Origin of the sequence: Microbacterium cremeum (assembly GCF_015277855.1) — a bacterium.
Taxonomy (GTDB): Bacteria; Actinomycetota; Actinomycetes; order Actinomycetales; family Microbacteriaceae; genus Microbacterium; species Microbacterium cremeum.
Window position 1 is genome coordinate 1180161 of record NZ_CP063812.1, and the last position, 15635, is coordinate 1195795.

Consider the following 15635-nt stretch of genomic DNA (forward strand, 5'->3'; position numbering starts at 1 on the left):
AGTAATGGCAAGATTGGACGATGGATGCCGAACTCGCCCAGATCGGACCCCGCCTGCGGGCGGCGCGGCGTGAGCGTGGCTGGACGCTCGAGGATCTCGCTGCGCGGGCAGGGATGTCGGTGAGCACCCTCTCTCGCCTGGAGTCCGGCAAGCGCCAGGCGTCGTTGGCCCTGTTGCTGCCGCTCATCCGGCAGCTCGGCATCCGCGTCGATGATCTCCTCCCCGTGACGCCGGTCGACCCCCGGGTGCGTCGGTCGGTCGAACGTCGAGACGGAATGGTCATCGCACCGCTCACGCTGGAACACTCACCCGTGCAGACCTACAAGGTGACCTTTCCCGCGTCAGAGACAGCGCCGACCCCGCGCGTGCATGACGGGTACGAATGGCTGTACGTCCTGAGCGGCCGGCTTCGGCTGGCACTCAACGGCCACGAGCACATCATCGGGCGTGGCGAGGCGGCCGAGTTCGACACGCGGATGCCGCACAGCCTGAGCGCCACGGCGGACGGGCCGGCCGAAGTGCTCAGCATCTTCAGTGCCTCCGGGGAGCGCATGCACACGCACCGGGCGCCGTGACGCCGCCAGGGTGAGCCGGCCCCGCGAACGGCGTCTCTCAGCTCCTCGTCGAGTGCACCCGTCAGGACCGGCGACGCGGTGTCAGTGCCCGTCGTGCGTGATGACGGGGAGCGTGGTGCCGTCGGTGTCGACGAGGGCGGCGGCCTGGCACGAGCCCAGGGCCGGTACGACGACGATCGTGACCACGGCGGCCGCGGCGGCCAGACCCCAGAGTCCGGCGTGGTGCGAGGGGCGGCGGCGTCCGCGGACGATCCCGAAGATGACGACGACCCCCATGCCCGTGAGCACTGCGATCGCGAGGATGCTCGCCCGGCCCGGCGCCGTCGCGAGCAGGGCGAGCGCCAGCGCCACCGCTGCGGAGACGCCGGCGACCGCCGCCCGCGGCGCAGGCGTACGGCCGAGGGCAAGGCTCGCGGCTCCCCACGTCAGTGCGCACAGTGCGAGGACGACGGACAGCACGCCGATCACGCGCGAGAGGGTGTCTGCCTGGAGCGCGACGATCGCGGCCGCGCCGAGCGCTGCACCGATCAAGCCGAAGCCCCACGCGGCGACGGGCACCCACGACGAGGCGCGACTCTCGGTGCGCTTCGTCGTGGATGCCCCCTGTCGCATGGTCACGCCGTCGCGACTCGCGATGACCGCTCGGCGGCCAGACCGACTCCGAGGAGCACGATGGCGCTGCCCAGGTGCAGGAAGTGGTCCGGCGCGTTCAGAGCGAGGATGTTCGCCGGCGTGCCCACGAGGAAGAAGCCGGCGACGCCGAGGAGCAGATACGCCGCCCCGATGGTGATGTTCACGACCTTGGCGGGGCGGGCCCCGCGCAGACCGGCGATGAGCAGCGCGGCGCCGATCAGCAGGTGCGCGACATTGTGGAGCGGGTTCACCGCGAAGATGCCTAGGAGCAGCCCGCCCTCGGTGGCGGCGAACCCGACCCCGCCCGTGTAGACGAACCCGAGCAGCCCTACGAGCAGGTAGACGGCGCCGAAGACCGTGGCGACGATGCGATTCGGTGACGAGCCCATGAGAGGCCTCCTTTTCTCAGCGGCGATCTGCCGCGCTGTGACCGTTGTTCGGTGTCGATGGCGGATCGGATGGGATCCAGATCCCGATCACTGTGCCGGGGGCATCAGCACCGAATCGATGAGGTAGACGACCGCGTTGGCCGTCTGCACGCCGCCGCAGATGACGTTGGCGTCGTTGACCATCCACATGTCGCCCTCGCCGGTGACCTCGAGGTCGGCGCCCTGCACCGTCGTGTGGGTGCCGGCGATTCCGGACGGCTCGATCTGGCCGGGGACCACGTGGTACGTCAGGATCGCCGTCAGCGTCTCGGCGTCGGTTCCCAGCGCCTCGATCGTCGCCGGATCGATCTTCGCGAACGCGTCGTCGACCGGAGCGAAGACCGTGAACTCATCGCCGTTGAGCGTGTCCACGAGGTCGACATCGGGGTTGAGCTGACCGCTCACGGCCGCGACGAGCGTGGACAGCAGCGGATTGTTGGATGCCGCGACCGCGACCGGGTCAGCCGACATGCCTTCGATCGAGCCTGCGCCGTCCGGCTCCGCCTCGGCGTAACCGGCGCAGCCCGGCCCGACCAGGTTCGCCGCGGGGTCCATCTCAGCGGGCTCCTCCGTCATCTCGGTGGCGGGGGTGGTCGGTTCGGCCGACGGCTCCGCCGTCGATCCGCCCATCGAACAGGCGGACACCGCGAACGTCGTCGCGATCGCGAGGGCGAGCCCCGCCGAGACGCGCTTACGTGTGAGTGTCATGACTTCCTCCTCTGTGAGGTCCGTGTCGGACCGGGATCTGCACTCCCGCGCTGCGGGATCGAGCCGCGAGAGCGGCTGCATCGAGTTCTTCGGAGGCACCCGGGAATCGGATGGGAACCGTCACCACGGACTCCCGTCGCCCGCGAGGGAGAGGCATCCGTCGCCGCGTCGCCAATCCGAAGCGGCACCGGGCGCGAACAACCCGCGACGGCACCTCGCACGGGAAGCGCCGGACGGACGGGGGAGCACATGTCGATCGTCATCATCGGGCTGCTGGGCGGGCTGATCACGGGGATCTCGCCGTGCGTGCTGCCGGTGCTGCCGGTCGTCTTCCTCACCGGCGGCGCGCAGTCGGCGCGGTTCGACGGCCGGGCGGACGAGCCGGTGCCGGCGTCGCGGTGGCGTCCGTACCTCGTCATCCTCGGCCTCGTGCTGAGCTTCACCCTCGTGACGCTCCTCGGAACGGTCGTGCTCGGCGCGCTCGATCTGCCGCAGGACATCATCCGCTGGGTGGGGATCGCGGTGCTGGTGCTCATCGGGATCGGGATGCTGATACCCCGGGTCGAGCAGCTCCTCGAGGCGCCCTTCCGGCGGCTCACGCCGCGACGCGCGGTCGCCAACAGCGGAAAGGGCTTCGGGGTCGGACTCGCGCTCGGCGCGGTCTTCGTGCCGTGCGCCGGCCCGGTCCTCGCGGCGATCATCGTCGCGGGCTCGACCGGTCGCGTCGGTGCCGACACGGTGCTGCTGACCGTGTCGTTCGCGGTCGGGGTGGCGATCCCGCTGCTGTTCTTCGCACTCGCAGGTCGCGGGCTGATCGAGCGCATCCGCTCGTTCCGTCGCCGGGAACGCGGCATCCGGATCGCCGCCGGCGTCGCGATGCTGGCGCTCGCGGTGGGTCTCGCCTTCAACGTGCCGCAACAACTGCAGCGGCTGGTGCCCGACTACACCGCGAACCTGCAGCGCGACCTGACCGACAACCCCGAGGCGCGGCGGGCACTCGAGCTCGGCGGTCTCGTCAACGACGAGAACAGGGACCTCGACCAGTGCTCCAACGGCGCCGCCACGCTGGAGTCGTGCGGCACGGCGCCGAGCATCAAGGGCATCGAGCAGTGGCTGAACACTCCCGATGGCGCCGCCGTCGACCTCGACGACCTGCGCGGCAACGTCGTGCTGATCGACTTCTGGGCGTACTCGTGCATCAATTGCCAGCGCAGCATCCCCCATGTCGTGGCGTGGGACGAGGCGTACGGCGACTCAGGGCTGCGGGTGATCGGCATCCACTCCCCGGAGTACGCGTTCGAGAAGGACGCCGCGAACGTCGCCGCCGGCGCCCGGGACTTCGGCATCACCTACCCCGTCGCCCTCGACAACGACCTCGCCACCTGGACCAACTACCGCAACCGCTTCTGGCCCGCGCACTACCTGATCGATGCCGAGGGCGTCGTGCGGCACATCGCCTTCGGCGAGGGCAACTACGCAGCGACCGAGAGACTCCTCCGCGAGCTGCTTCGGGATGCCGCTCCCGGCGTCGCGCTCCCGCCCGAGACCGACGTCGTCGATGACACGCCCGAGGCGGGTTCGCGGACCCGTGAGACGTTCCTCGGCTTCTCGAAGGACGTCAACTTCGGCGGCGACGAGGCATACGGTGCCGGGGAGGTGGGCTTCCTGCTGCCCGGTGATCAGCCCGCGGACTCGTTCGCGCTCGACGGGCGCTGGCGGATCGAGAGCCAGTACGCCACCCCGGCGGGGGAGGGCGCCACGGTGATCCGCCTGGTGTTCCGTGCCGACGAGGTGCGCATGGTCCTCGCCGGGGAGGGCGAGGTGCGGGTGCGGGGTGACGGGGCGAGCACCGTCGCCGAGGCGGTGCCGGTGTCGGGCACGCCGCGCTCGTATCCCGTCGTCACGGGGCATGGGGGCGGACCCGGTGTGCTCGAGGTCGAGGTGTCGCCGGGCGTCGAGGTGTACTCGTTCACGTTCGGGTGACGGGGAGCCGCGGATGCGGTCACACGGGAGGGGATGCGGCATGCTGGTGGGCATGGTGATCGACGGCGTCGACGTGCCGGAGGACGGTACGTCTCGCGTCGATCATGTCGGCGTGTTGCTCCAACGTGTCGCCGCCGGCGATCAGGCCGCGTTCGCCGAGCTCTACGACGCGCTGTCGGCTCGTGTCTTCGGCCTCGTCCTCCGGGTCCTGGTCGATCGTGCGCAGAGCGAGGAAGTGCTGCAGGAGATCTTCCTCGAGGTCTGGCAAACCGCTGCGCGCTTCGCTCCGAACAAGGGGCAGGCAAGGTCCTGGGTGCTCACGATCGCCCACCGCAGAGCCGTCGACCGGGTGCGCGCGTCACAGGCGAGCACCGACCGGGATGTGCGTGCGGGACTTCGAGACCTCGACGTCGCGCACGACAGCGTGGCCGAGCAGGTCGAGTTGCGGATGGCGAGCAGCGAGCTCGCGGCCGCGCTCGCGGTGCTTCCCGAGGCACAGCAGGAAGCTCTCACTCTGGCGTACTACGGCGGTTACAGTCAGAGCGAGATCGCGGTGCTGGTGGGGGCGCCGCTGGGGACGATCAAGACCAGGATGCGGGACGGACTGACCCGCCTGAGAGTGGCGATGGGGGTGGCGCAGTGACCGAGGAAGAGTTCGCGGAGCTGGCGGCCGGCCACGCGCTGAACGCGCTCTCGCCCGCTGATCGCGTGGCGTTCGAGGCGGAGCGGGTGCGCCATCCGGAGTGGGAGCACTGGATCTCGGCCTTCGTCGCCACCGCCGCGACGCTGGCAGACGGCGTCGAGGACCAGGTGCCGCCGCCGGCCATCCGGGCCGGTCTGCTCGCGCGCATCGGCGCCGAGCCGCAGCTGCCCGGAGGTGAGCACTCCGCTGCGGCGGAGGGCGCCGACCCCGCAGCGCAGGCGCCCGCTCCCGATGCCCCGAACCCGGCCGGGGACCCAACGGACCTCCCCGCCGATCGCGCATCCTCCGTCGCGCCACCGCCGACCACCGAGCAGCTCCAGGCGGTCACGCGGCGCAACTGGACCCGCGGTCTGGTCGCGCTGGCCGCCTCGCTCGTCCTCCTGATCGGGATCGGCTTCGGCGCCGCGACGATCGTCGATCTCGTCGATCGCCCACCCGCGGTCGTCGCGCTCGACCAGATCGAGGCGGCACCGGACGCGGCGTCCGCGACGGTCGAGGTGACCGGCGGAGGCACCGCCACCGCGCACTGGGCGCCGTCCGTCGGGAAGGTCGTCCTCGTCGCGAATGGTCTTCCGCGCATCCCCGAGGACGACGTCTTCGAGCTGTGGTGGGTGCGCGGCGAGCGCCCGGTGTCGGCGGGGACGTTCGAGGCCGGGGCCGACGGTGCCTCGACCGTGCTCCTGGACGGGGAGTGGCAGGCCGACGACATCGTCGCCGTGACCGTCGAACCCGACGGCGGCGCTCCTGACGGCGTGCCGACGACCGAGCCGATCGTCGCGATCCCGACCACCTGACGAGTGCGCGTGGACTGCGCCGCCCGAGGTCCCGGCCGGCCGCGGTGCGAGCCGCCACTGCTACCTCGGCTTCCGGTTGCGCAGCAGCTTCTCCCCCTCGACCAGAGCGAGAACTGTTGCCCCGAGAGCGAAGCACGCTCCCCATTCGACGAGGGAGAGAGGGGTCAGCTGAAGGAGGTCGGCGCTGACGCTCCAGGTCATGGCGACCCATTGCAGGATCAGCGAACCGGTGGCGGCGGCGAGGAGGAACGGATTCGAGAAGGGGCTGAGCGTGAAGAGGGAACGATGCTCAGCGCGCGCGTTGCCGGTCTGGAAGAAGTTCAGAGTGACCAGAACGGTGAGGGCGAGCGTGCGCGCGTGCGTCTCCGAGTATCCCGATTCGATCGCCCACGTGTAGACCAGCAGCACGACCATGCCGATCCAGGCTCCGGTGATGGCCACGCGGATCCACAGCGTCCGTGACAGCAGTCCCTGACTCTGGGGGCGCGGCGGTCGGGTGAGCTCGTCTCCTTCGGCGGGCTCGAAGGACAGCGCGATGTCTTGAAGGCCGTTGGTGACCATGTTGATCCAGAGGACCTGGATGGGAAGGAACAGCAGCGGGTGCTCGGTGAAGACGTTGGTCAGCACCGCGATGATCACACCGAGCGCCGTCGAGAGGAGGAAGAAGGTGGCCTTCCGGATCGCGGCGAAGGTCACGCGGCCTTGCAGGACTGCACTCACGATGGTGACGAAGTTGTCGTCCGTGAGCACCATGTCGGCGGACTCGCGTGCGACGTCGGTTCCGCTTCGTCCCATTGCGACGCCGATGGACGCCGCCTTCAGTGCGGGTGCGTCGTTGACGCCGTCTCCGGTGACGGCGACGACCTCGCCCTGGTCCTGGAGCGCGGTCACGATCCGCAGCTTGTCCTGTGGGGAGACGCGGGCGGCGACGCCGGCCTCACGAAGCCGCGCCGCCAGCAGGGCATCGTCGAGGTGCCGCATCTCCCGTCCGGTCACCGCGGGCCCCCGATGGGGGATGCCGAGGCGGTCGGCAATGGCCTCGGCGGTGGCCGGATGATCGCCCGTGATCATCTTCACCGCGATCCCCGCGTCCTGGCAGGATGCGATGGCCTCGGCGACGCCGGGCCGAGGCGGATCGTCCATGCCCTCCAGGCCGAGAAGAGTCAGGTCCGATGGAGTGGGAAGCGGTCGGCGTGCGTCCCACCCCCGCGGAAGCGGTCGGGTGGCGGTGGCGATGACGCGGAGGCCTCGTCTTCCCATCTCGACGTTCGCATCGTGCACGGCCTCTGGTTCAAGCGGGATGTCGCCGTGGCAGGTCCGTAGGCGCGAGCTCATCGCGATCAGTGCGTCGGGTGCGCCCTTCACGTAGAGGACGCACGAGCCGTCAGGACTTCGCCTGGCGGTCTGGGAGTAGCCGAGCTGCGGCTCGTACGACGTGTGCGACAGCGGCGGCCCGCCGGCCTCGGGAGCGACGTCGCCGTGACGGAGCGCAGCGACTGCCATTGCGACGTCGACGGAGTCGCCGATGAACCCGTCGGTTCCGTGCCGCCTCCGGGCCTCGTTGGTGAGCGCTCCGGTCCGCAGCACTTCGAGAACCAGTGGGTCGTCGTGCGCTGCACGCTGCTCTGTCGCTGGAGGCGCGAGGTGCGTGAGACCGTTGGTCGTCCAGACTTCTTCGACGGTGAGGGTGTTCTGGGTGAGCGTGCCGGTCTTGTCCGAGCCGATCACGGTTGTCGACCCGAGTGCCTCGACGACGGGGAGCCTCCGGATCACCGCCTTGTGGCGCGCCATGCGTGCGACACCGACGCTCAGCGCGATGGTCAGCACGACCGGCAGTGCCTCCGGGATCGACGCGACGGCGAGCGCGACGGCGGAGAGGAAGACGTCCTCCAGGGAGCCGCCGAGGATGAGCCCGGAGGCGAATACGAGAGCGGCCACCGCAGCGACGGCGATTCCCACTCGCGACTCGAACCGCTTCATCAGTCGCTGAAGCGGGGTCATCGGCGAGGCGCCCTGCACGAGCGCATTGATCCGCCCCACCTCGGTGTCGTCGCCTGTGGCGACGACGATGCCGGTGCCGCGCCCCGTCGTGACGAAAGTTCCGCTGAACGCCATCGACGTGCGATCCCCGACGCCGGCATCGGACGGTACCGGCGATGTGGCTTTCACCACCGGGTAGACCTCACCGGTGAGCATCGACTCATCGAGCTGCAGGGATCGCACCTCGGTGAGTCGCAGGTCGGCGGGCACGCGATCTCCGCTCTCGATGATCACCACGTCGCCGGGGACGACCACTGTCGCGGAGACCACGGAGACGTGCCCGTCTCTGAGCAGCCGACATTGAGGCGTGCTGAGGACGGCGAGCGCACGGACCTCCGCCGATGCTCGCTGCTCCTGCCAGAACCCGATCGCCGCATTCACAACCAGAACAACGAGGATGGCGCCGGTATCGGCCCACTTTCGCATCGCGGCGGTGATGGCCCCCGCGCCGAGGAGGATCAGGATCAGCGGCGACGCGAATTGCCGCAGCAGGACTCTCCACGCGGGCGTGGGCGGGGCGACGAACAGCTCATTCTGGCCGAGCCGGGTCAGTCGCTCGGTCGCCTCGACCGTCGTGAGCCCCGATGGTCGACTGCCGAGCATCTGGAAGGTCGCCGCGACATCGCGCGCATGCCAGGTGTCGCCGCCGTTCGTGCCCACCGCGCCTCCCGGGTCTGGCCTGGCTCGAGCGTCTGGATGGCTTGTGCAGACGTGTGCTCAGCGCACGATCGCAACGGCGGTCGGCATGCGGTCGAGCAATGTCTGGCTCGTCGACCCCAGCAGAAAGCGGGCGATTCCGCCGCGGCCATGGCTGCCCACGACGACGAGGCGCGCGCGCTCCGCCTCACGACAGAGCACCTCGGCGGGATATCCAGCCTCGACGATCGAGCGCAGCTGCAGATCCGGATAGTCCTCGCGCAGCCCGGCGAGCGAGAGCCCGAGAGTCTCCTCCGTGAGATTCTGCATGTTGGTCAGATAGTCCTCGGGATAGCTCCGGATCTCCAGAGGCACGGCGAACGGTGACCAGGCGGCGACCGCGGTGAGCGGCTCGTGGGTCCGATCAGCCTCCTGGGCGGCGAACCGGATGGCGTGCTCCGACACCTCGGAGCCGTCGACGCCGACGACGACGCCAGAGCGGTCATCGAGGTCCATGTCGGGGATGACGGCGACCGGACAATGAGCACCGGCACTCACTCGGATGCCCCGCGGCCCGCGCGCGCGTGCGTGACGCTCGCCGGAGTAGTCGCTGCCGATCACCAAGAGGTCCGCGTCTCGCGAGATCTCCAGCAGCTGCTCGAGAGGACGGCCCCTCGCGAGCCGAACCGTCACATCGAGCCCGGCCGCGCGCGCCATCGCTGCGCGGTCGTCCAGCAGCTGTTCCGTCGCAGCGAGCGCCGCATCGACGAGCGCCGATTCGCCGCCGATCCCCGCACCGTGCTCCACCACCGACACCAGGAGAATGCGCTCGCGGCGATCCTGAGCCCGCCGCACCGCCCAGTCGACGGCACGCCGAGACGCGGCTGCGTCTGTCACTCCGACCGCAATCAAGCGCTTCATCACATTCCCCGTCCTTCACCGACCCCTCATCGCAGCGATGAGGGTGACACAAGCGTGCGGCGTCGGCGCGGGCACGGCCGGGACGAAAGTCACACGCGGTTCCTTTCAGGCGTCGACGCCGCCGTCCGCCCCGCGGGTGGCCCGAGGTCCGCATGCGAAGCCGCGAGGGCCCCCAGAGCGAAGAGGATGGTGGTGACGTCGACCAGTTCCTGGATCAGCGCTCCGACGACGGCCGGGATCACACCCGTCGTGGCGACGAGCATGAGTCCCACACTCAGCACGATGCCCACCCAGATGGCCACGTACGCCGTCCGCAGGGTGTGGCGCGCGACCGAGACGGCGTCGGCGACTCCGCGAAGGCTGTCTTTCAACAGGACGACGTCGGCCGCTTCGCCGGCCGCGGTCGCACCTCGAGCACCCAGGGCGATGCCGACGTCCGCGGCGGCGAGCACGGGGGCGTCATTCACACCGTCGCCGACGACCATCACGGGGCGCGGCTGCAGCTCCGCTGCCAGGCGTACCTTGTCGGCGGGCAGCAGCTCGGCGTGAACCCGGGTGATTCCGAGGTCCGCCGCGATCGCGTCCGCGGTCTCTTGCGCATCACCGGTGAGCATGACCAGGCCGTCGACGCCGTGCCGCCGCAGCCAGTCGATGACCGTGCGCGACTCGGGCCGGGGGTCGTCGGCCAGAACCAGTACTCCGGCGAACCGGCCATCGACCGCCACGTACGCGATCGCCTCGCCGGGCCGCGCGGTCGCGCGTGTCGTATCCGGTGCCAGCGAGGCGACGTAGGCGGGCTTTCCGACGACGACACGACGACCGTCGACGGTCGCGGCGACACCGTTCGTGGCCACTTCGCTCGCGTCGTGCACGGGCAGGAGCGACAGCCCCCGGCCGTCCGCGGCTCGGCGGATGCCCGCGGCGAGCACATGTGTGGAGTACTGCTCGGCGGAGGCTGCAAGCGCCAGCACATCATCCGCCTCGAAACCCGGCGCGGCGCGGACGTCGACGAGATCCGGCTGACCCTCCGTGAGCGTCCCCGTCTTGTCGAAAGCCGCCGACCTCACGCGCGCGAGCTGTTCTATCACCGCGCCGCCTTTGACGATCACACCCGCTTTCGCTGCGCGGGACAGACCGCCCATGAACGCCACCGGAGCGGCGATGAGCAGCGGGCACGGAGTCGCCAGCACCAGCACCTCGGCGAATCTCGTCGGGTCACCCGAGATGCCCCACGCGGCACCGGCGATGACAAGGGAGACCGCGGTGAACGGCACAGCGAAGCGGTCGGCGAGGCGCACCACCGGCGCTTTCGACTCCTGCGCCTCGTGCACCAGCGCCACGATCTGCTGGTACTGGCTGTCCGCCGCCGTGCGCGTGGATCGGATCTTCACCGCGCGCGATCCATTGAGAGAGCCCGAAAGCACCAGTTCGCCGGCGATGTGCGACACGGGCAGGCTCTCGCCCGTGATCGACGACTCGTCGAAAGACCCCGATTCACTCAGGAGCTCGCCATCGACAGGAACGATCTCGGACGGTCGCACCAACAGGATGTCGCCCACGCGGACGTCCTCAGCGGCCACGTCGCGCACGGACTCGGGGCCGTCCGCCGGGTCGCTGACGGTATGCGCGATCCTCGGCGCCCGGTCGAGCAGCGCCGTCAGCTCACGCTTCGCACGTCGGGTTGCGAAGTCCTCGAGCGCCTGGCCGCCGGACAGCATCAACACGATGATCAAGGAGGCCACGTACTCGCCGACCGCGAGCGTGGCCACCATCGCGATCACAGCCAGGATGTCGAGGCCGACGTGGCCCCGCAGGACTTCCCGGACCATGCCGACCAGCGTCCACACGACGACGAGGGAAACGTACACGGTGGCCAGCCATCGACCAGCCTCCTGTGCGCCGGCCATGCTCAAGCCGACGACGACCGCCCCCACGGCGACCGTGACGAACACGACCGGGTACCGAGCCACGAGCGAGAACCGGCTCCGCATGCCCACAGCCTGCCACGGACGCACGGAAACGTCAGGACGCCGTGCGCCGCGTCCGGCTCTCCGCGGGTGCCGCGTCGTGGACGCAGAGCTCGTCAGCGCGCTGCACATGCGGGCGCAGAAGGTCGCGCCGGGGGAGCGACGTGCGCGTACCGTGGAAGCAGGGAGGTGGCATGTCGCTGATCGCGTTGAGGGCTCGCCTGCAGACCGGCCGGTCCACGGCCCGTCGGCTGCTGCTGCTGATCGCGCTCACCGGCGCGGTCATCGTCGGCCTCCTCGCCATGCACTCTCTCAGCGGCCACGCCGCCTCAGGCGCCGGCGACCACGCCGCGGACACCGCCGTGGTCGCGGACCGCGACATCGGCCACGCCCATTCCGCCACCACGGCCACCACGGCCACCACCGTTGTCACCGATGTCTGCGCAGACTGCGGCGACGACCACTCGAGCATGCTCGCCATGGCCTGCGTCCTCGCGCTCCTGGCTGTCGCACTGCTGTTGCGACCGCAACCCGGGCACCGGTGGCTGTCGACGATGCCTCGACCGCGACCGGTCCCGTCGGCCCCGGCGAGCCGAACACGTCGGCGACCCCCCTCTCTCACCGCCCTCTGCATCAGTCGCACGTGAAGCGTCCGGAGTCCGCTGCCGCCGACTCCGATTGCACACCTGCCTTGGCCGCCTGGTCTGGGCATACCTTCGCGTACCCCTGATTGGAGAACCCTGATGAACACCCGCAACGCGGCCACCGCCGCACTTGCTCTCGGCATCGCCCTGACGCTGGCCGGCTGCGCCGACAGCGGTGGCACCGGCCCATGGTCCATGCCCGGCATGGACCGCGACCCGAACCCGACCTCGACCTCGGCCTCGGCCGACTTCAACGAAGCGGACGTGATGTTCGCGATGATGATGATCCCGCACCACCAGCAAGCCATCGACATGGCAGACGCGATCCTGGCGAAGGATCGCATCGACGAGAAGGTCGTGTCCCTCGCCGAGAACATCAAGGCTGCGCAGCAGCCCGAGATCGACCAGCTGCAGCGCTGGCTGGAAGAGTGGGGCGCCGGCATGCCGGGCATGGACGAGAGGGGACACGGCGGCGGGATGATGAGCGACGACGACATGGCCGCGCTGGAAGCCGCCACCGGCGTCGAGGCGTCCCGTCTGTTCCTCGAGCAGATGATCGTCCACCACGAGGGCGCCATCGAGATGGCGCAGGCCGAGATCGATCGCGGTCAGAACGCCGATGTGGTCGAGATGGCCCAGAACATCAAAGACAGCCAGACCGCTGAGATCGCGACGATGCAGGAACTGCTCGCCCAGCTCTGACGCACGCGGTGAGGGGCACCTTCAGGGGCGCCCCTCACCGGGTTCGCGGGACCTTCGACCTGCTGCGTCGCCTCGTCGCGGAAGCATCATGATCCTGGAAAGCGTCCACCGGTGCGACGCGGTAAGGCGGTCACTCATGATGTATGGAAGCTTCGGGTGGGGATGGATGTCGCTCGGCATCGTCCTCCTCCTCCTCATCCTGGCAGCGCTCATCGTGCTCATCGTCCGCGTGTTCACCATGGGCACCTCCCGCGCGACGGGCACAGGACCCGCCGCGCCGGGTTCCGCGCGCCAGATCGCGGAAGAACGCCTGGCCCGCGGCGAGATCAGCCCCGAGGAGTTCGGGCAGATCGTCCGCGCTCTGGAGAGACCGAGCTGAGGCATCGGGCCGACCCATGACGAACATCCTTCAGCTCGACAGGATCACGATGGCGGATCTGCCGCAGGTCGGGGGAAAGAACGCCTCGCTCGGCGAGATGATCACCCGCCTCGGCGCCGCCGGAGTTCGCGTCCCCGGGGGCTTCGCCACCACGGCCGACGCCTACCGCGCCTTCCTCGCCGCCGGCGGGTTGGACCGACGCATCGAGGCGGAGCTCGCGCAGCTCGACGTCTCGGACGTCGAACGGCTCAGTCGCGTCGGCGGTGAGATCCGCTCGTGGATCGAGGCGCAGCCGCTCCCGGGTGACGTGGAGCGCGACCTCCGCGCCGAGTACGAGACGATGATCGAGGGGGATGCCGACTCCGCCGCGACATGGGCAGTCCGGTCGTCGGCCACGGCCGAGGATCTGCCGGACGCGTCGTTCGCCGGGCAGCAGGAGACGTACCTGAACATCTCGGGCATCGATCACGTTCTGCACGCAGTCCGCAGCGTCTTCGCCTCGCTCTACAACGATCGGGCCATTGCCTACCGCGTGCACCAGGGATTCGCGCACGGTGATGTCGCGCTGTCGGCTGCCGTGCAACGGATGGTGCGCTCCGACGTCGGTTCGTCGGGCGTCATGTTCACCGTTGACACGGAGTCCGGCTTCGACCGCGCGGTGCTCATCACGAGCGCCTATGGCCTGGGCGAGGCCGTCGTGCAGGGGGCGGTCAACCCCGACGAGTTCACGGTGTACAAGCCCGCGTTGCGAAACGGGCGGCCCGCCGTCCTGCGACGTCAGCTCGGCGAGAAGGCGGTCGCCCTCCGACTCGCGTCGGGACATGATGTCGGCTCCAGCACGGCGATGACGCCCGTGGCAGACCTGGACCGGCGCCGGTTCAGCATCTCGGATGACGAGGTTCTCGAACTCGCCCGATACGCGCTCATCATCGAGGACCACTACGGCCGCGCGATGGACATCGAGTGGGCACGCGACGGGCTCGATGGAAAGCTCTACATCCTGCAGGCGAGGCCGGAGACGGTGGTCTCACGCCGGCACGAGCCCGTGCTCACCAGGTTTCTGCTGCGTGAGCACGGACCGGTCCTCCTCGAGGGCCGCGCGATCGGACAGCGCGTCGGTGCAGGCAAGGTCCGCATCGTGCGGTCCCCGGCGCAGATGAGCGACGTGCGCGACGGCGATGTCCTCGTCGCCGAGATGACCGACCCGGACTGGGAGCCGATCATGAAGCGGGCCGCGGCGATCGTGACAGACCGCGGCGGGCGCACGTGCCACGCCGCGATCATCGCCCGCGAACTCGGAATCCCCGCCGTCGTCGGAACGGGGAGAGCGACCAGCGACCTTGTGGACGGAGCCGAGGTGACCGTCTCGTGCGCCGAAGGCGAGGCGGGGGTGGTGTACGCAGGTCGGCTGGACTTCGTCGAGCAGACGGTTCCCATCGAGCGGATGCCGCAGCCGCCGGTTCGCGTCATGCTCAATGTCGCCACCCCCGACCAGGCGTTCGCGCTCGCGGCGCTGCCGCACCAGGGCGTGGGTCTGGCTCGCCTGGAGTTCATCGTCGGGCATCAGATCGGCATCCATCCGCGTGCCCTCCTCGAGGGCGACGCGCTGGATGAGCCGCTGAGGTCGGAGATCGCCGACCGCGTCGCGGCCTACGCCTCGCCGCGGGACTTCTTCGTGCGGCGGGTGGCGGAGGGCGTGGCGACGATCGCCGCGGCGTTCGCCCCGGAGCCGGTGATCGTACGGACGAGTGACTTCAAGTCCAACGAGTACGCGCATCTTCTCGGCGGTGACCGCTACGAGCCGCACGAAGAGAACCCCATGCTCGGCTGGCGAGGCGCATCGCGATACGTCACGCCCGCCTTTCAGGAGTGCTTCGCCATGGAGTGCGAAGCCCTGCGCTTCGTCCGCGACGAGATGGGGCTGACGAACCTCAAAGTGATGGTGCCATTCGTGCGGACCGTCGCGGAGGCGGCCGCCGTGACCGCGGAGCTCGCCCGGCACGGACTCGAGCGGGGCCGCAACGGCCTCGAGATCATGATGATGTGCGAGATCCCTTCGAACGCACTCGTCGCCGATCGCTTCCTCGATCACTTCGACGGCTTCTCGATCGGCTCGAATGACATGACGCAGCTGGTGCTGGGGATCGACCGTGACTCCGACCTGGTGTCCGCGGGCTTCGACGAGCGGGACCCCGCCGTGCTGGAAGTCCTGCGCCTGGCCATCGCGGCCTGCAAGCGCCGGGGGAAGTATGTGGGGATCTGCGGCCAGGGGCCATCGGATCATCCGGATTTCGCCGACTGGCTCGTCGATGAGGGCATCGACTCGATCTCTCTCAACCCCGACTCCGTCGTCGAGACGTGGCTGCGGCTCGCAGAGCGCGCCGGCGCCTCGCAGGGAGTGCCTGACTCGGGCGCACACTCGAGCGCGTAGGGCCTTCGGGTCGGTTCTGCGACATGCACGTCCATCCGAGCCGCACGATCACGGCGGTCGGGGGTCGAAGGTCCCGTGGCCTTCTCCCGGC

14 protein-coding genes are annotated in these 15635 nt (G+C 69.8%); 8 read left to right on the plus strand and 6 right to left on the minus strand.

Annotated elements, in window-relative coordinates:
* The first annotated feature begins 20 nt into the window (after positions 1-20).
* Positions 21-575 carry a helix-turn-helix domain-containing protein gene (locus IM778_RS05135; RefSeq protein ID WP_194410986.1) on the plus strand — a complete coding sequence of 185 codons (555 nt, stop codon included), beginning with the start codon at positions 21-23 and terminating at the stop codon, positions 573-575.
* 81 nt (positions 576-656) lie between these two features.
* Here IM778_RS05135 and IM778_RS05140 read toward each other — a convergent pair whose 3' ends face one another.
* From IM778_RS05140 to IM778_RS05150, 3 genes are all read right to left on the minus strand, one after another.
* Complete coding sequence (locus IM778_RS05140; RefSeq protein ID WP_194410987.1) at positions 657-1193, minus strand: hypothetical protein; 537 nt, start codon at positions 1191-1193, stop codon at positions 657-659.
* Positions 1190-1597 (minus strand): DUF4383 domain-containing protein, encoded by a 408-nt coding sequence (locus IM778_RS05145; RefSeq protein WP_194410988.1) that lies wholly within the window; start codon positions 1595-1597, stop codon positions 1190-1192. Before IM778_RS05145 ends, IM778_RS05140 begins: the two co-directional genes overlap by 4 nt.
* Positions 1598-1684: 87 nt before the next feature.
* Positions 1685-2344, minus strand: a complete 660-nt coding sequence (locus IM778_RS05150; protein ID WP_194410989.1) for a fasciclin domain-containing protein — start codon at positions 2342-2344, stop codon at positions 1685-1687.
* A 249-nt stretch (positions 2345-2593) separates the two neighbouring features.
* Between IM778_RS05150 and IM778_RS05155 the strand changes: the two genes are divergently transcribed.
* Genes IM778_RS05155 through IM778_RS05165 form a run of 3 tightly spaced genes read left to right on the plus strand, consistent with a single transcriptional unit; the run spans position 2594 to position 5824 of the window.
* On the plus strand, positions 2594-4327 hold the full coding sequence (locus IM778_RS05155) for a cytochrome c biogenesis protein CcdA (RefSeq protein ID WP_194410990.1): 1734 nt from the start codon (positions 2594-2596) through the stop codon (positions 4325-4327).
* Positions 4328-4367: 40 nt separating this feature from the next.
* Positions 4368-4970 carry an ECF RNA polymerase sigma factor SigK gene (gene sigK / locus IM778_RS05160; RefSeq protein WP_194410991.1) on the plus strand — a complete coding sequence of 201 codons (603 nt, stop codon included), beginning with the start codon at positions 4368-4370 and terminating at the stop codon, positions 4968-4970.
* Positions 4967-5824 (plus strand): anti-sigma factor, encoded by an 858-nt coding sequence (locus IM778_RS05165; protein WP_194410992.1) that lies wholly within the window; start codon positions 4967-4969, stop codon positions 5822-5824. The genes sigK and IM778_RS05165 overlap by 4 nt, the downstream gene beginning before the upstream one ends.
* A gap of 60 nt (positions 5825-5884) precedes the next feature.
* On the opposite strand, the gene IM778_RS05170 is transcribed toward IM778_RS05165, so the two are convergent.
* The 3 genes from IM778_RS05170 to IM778_RS05180 all read right to left on the minus strand — a co-directional run bounded on the left by IM778_RS05170 (position 5885) and on the right by IM778_RS05180 (position 11412).
* Positions 5885-8524 (minus strand): cation-translocating P-type ATPase, encoded by a 2640-nt coding sequence (locus IM778_RS05170; protein ID WP_228484759.1) that lies wholly within the window; start codon positions 8522-8524, stop codon positions 5885-5887.
* 57 nt (positions 8525-8581) lie between these two features.
* Positions 8582-9421 carry a universal stress protein gene (locus tag IM778_RS05175; RefSeq protein ID WP_194410993.1) on the minus strand — a complete coding sequence of 280 codons (840 nt, stop codon included), beginning with the start codon at positions 9419-9421 and terminating at the stop codon, positions 8582-8584.
* 89 nt (positions 9422-9510) lie between these two features.
* The gene (locus IM778_RS05180) at positions 9511-11412 is read right to left on the minus strand and encodes a heavy metal translocating P-type ATPase (protein ID WP_194410994.1); all 1902 of its coding nucleotides are present in this window, start codon (positions 11410-11412) and stop codon (positions 9511-9513) included.
* Between the two features lie 170 nt (positions 11413-11582).
* Here IM778_RS05180 and IM778_RS05185 point away from each other — a divergent pair, with 170 nt between their 5' ends.
* From IM778_RS05185 to ppsA, 4 genes are all read left to right on the plus strand, one after another.
* A complete protein-coding gene (locus IM778_RS05185; protein ID WP_194410995.1) occupies positions 11583-12035 on the plus strand; it encodes a DUF6153 family protein in 453 nt (150 codons plus the stop codon).
* A 96-nt stretch (positions 12036-12131) separates the two neighbouring features.
* Entirely contained in the window at positions 12132-12734 is a 603-nt protein-coding gene (locus IM778_RS05190) for a DUF305 domain-containing protein (RefSeq protein ID WP_194410996.1), read from the plus strand.
* A gap of 136 nt (positions 12735-12870) precedes the next feature.
* Complete coding sequence (locus IM778_RS05195) at positions 12871-13113, plus strand: SHOCT domain-containing protein (protein ID WP_194410997.1); 243 nt, start codon at positions 12871-12873, stop codon at positions 13111-13113.
* Between the two features lie 16 nt (positions 13114-13129).
* Positions 13130-15544 (plus strand): phosphoenolpyruvate synthase, encoded by a 2415-nt coding sequence (gene ppsA / locus IM778_RS05200; protein ID WP_194410998.1) that lies wholly within the window; start codon positions 13130-13132, stop codon positions 15542-15544.
* The last annotated feature ends 91 nt before the right edge of the window (positions 15545-15635 follow it).

What these genes read in the sequence shown, in the direction of transcription:
- ppsA (WP_194410998.1), top strand. Translation starts at nt 13,130, where the DNA reads ATGACGAACATCCTTCAGCTCGACAGGATCACGATGGCGGATCTGCCG.
- IM778_RS05180 (WP_194410994.1), bottom strand. Translation starts at nt 11,412, where the DNA reads ATGCGGAGCCGGTTCTCGCTCGTGGCTCGGTACCCGGTCGTGTTCGTC.
- IM778_RS05135 (WP_194410986.1), top strand. Translation starts at nt 21, where the DNA reads ATGGATGCCGAACTCGCCCAGATCGGACCCCGCCTGCGGGCGGCGCGG.
- IM778_RS05155 (WP_194410990.1), top strand. Translation starts at nt 2,594, where the DNA reads ATGTCGATCGTCATCATCGGGCTGCTGGGCGGGCTGATCACGGGGATC.
- IM778_RS05175 (WP_194410993.1), bottom strand. Translation starts at nt 9,421, where the DNA reads ATGAAGCGCTTGATTGCGGTCGGAGTGACAGACGCAGCCGCGTCTCGG.
- IM778_RS05145 (WP_194410988.1), bottom strand. Translation starts at nt 1,597, where the DNA reads ATGGGCTCGTCACCGAATCGCATCGTCGCCACGGTCTTCGGCGCCGTC.
- IM778_RS05185 (WP_194410995.1), top strand. Translation starts at nt 11,583, where the DNA reads ATGTCGCTGATCGCGTTGAGGGCTCGCCTGCAGACCGGCCGGTCCACG.
- IM778_RS05195 (WP_194410997.1), top strand. Translation starts at nt 12,871, where the DNA reads ATGATGTATGGAAGCTTCGGGTGGGGATGGATGTCGCTCGGCATCGTC.
- IM778_RS05190 (WP_194410996.1), top strand. Translation starts at nt 12,132, where the DNA reads ATGAACACCCGCAACGCGGCCACCGCCGCACTTGCTCTCGGCATCGCC.
- IM778_RS05150 (WP_194410989.1), bottom strand. Translation starts at nt 2,344, where the DNA reads ATGACACTCACACGTAAGCGCGTCTCGGCGGGGCTCGCCCTCGCGATC.
- sigK (WP_194410991.1), top strand. Translation starts at nt 4,368, where the DNA reads ATGCTGGTGGGCATGGTGATCGACGGCGTCGACGTGCCGGAGGACGGT.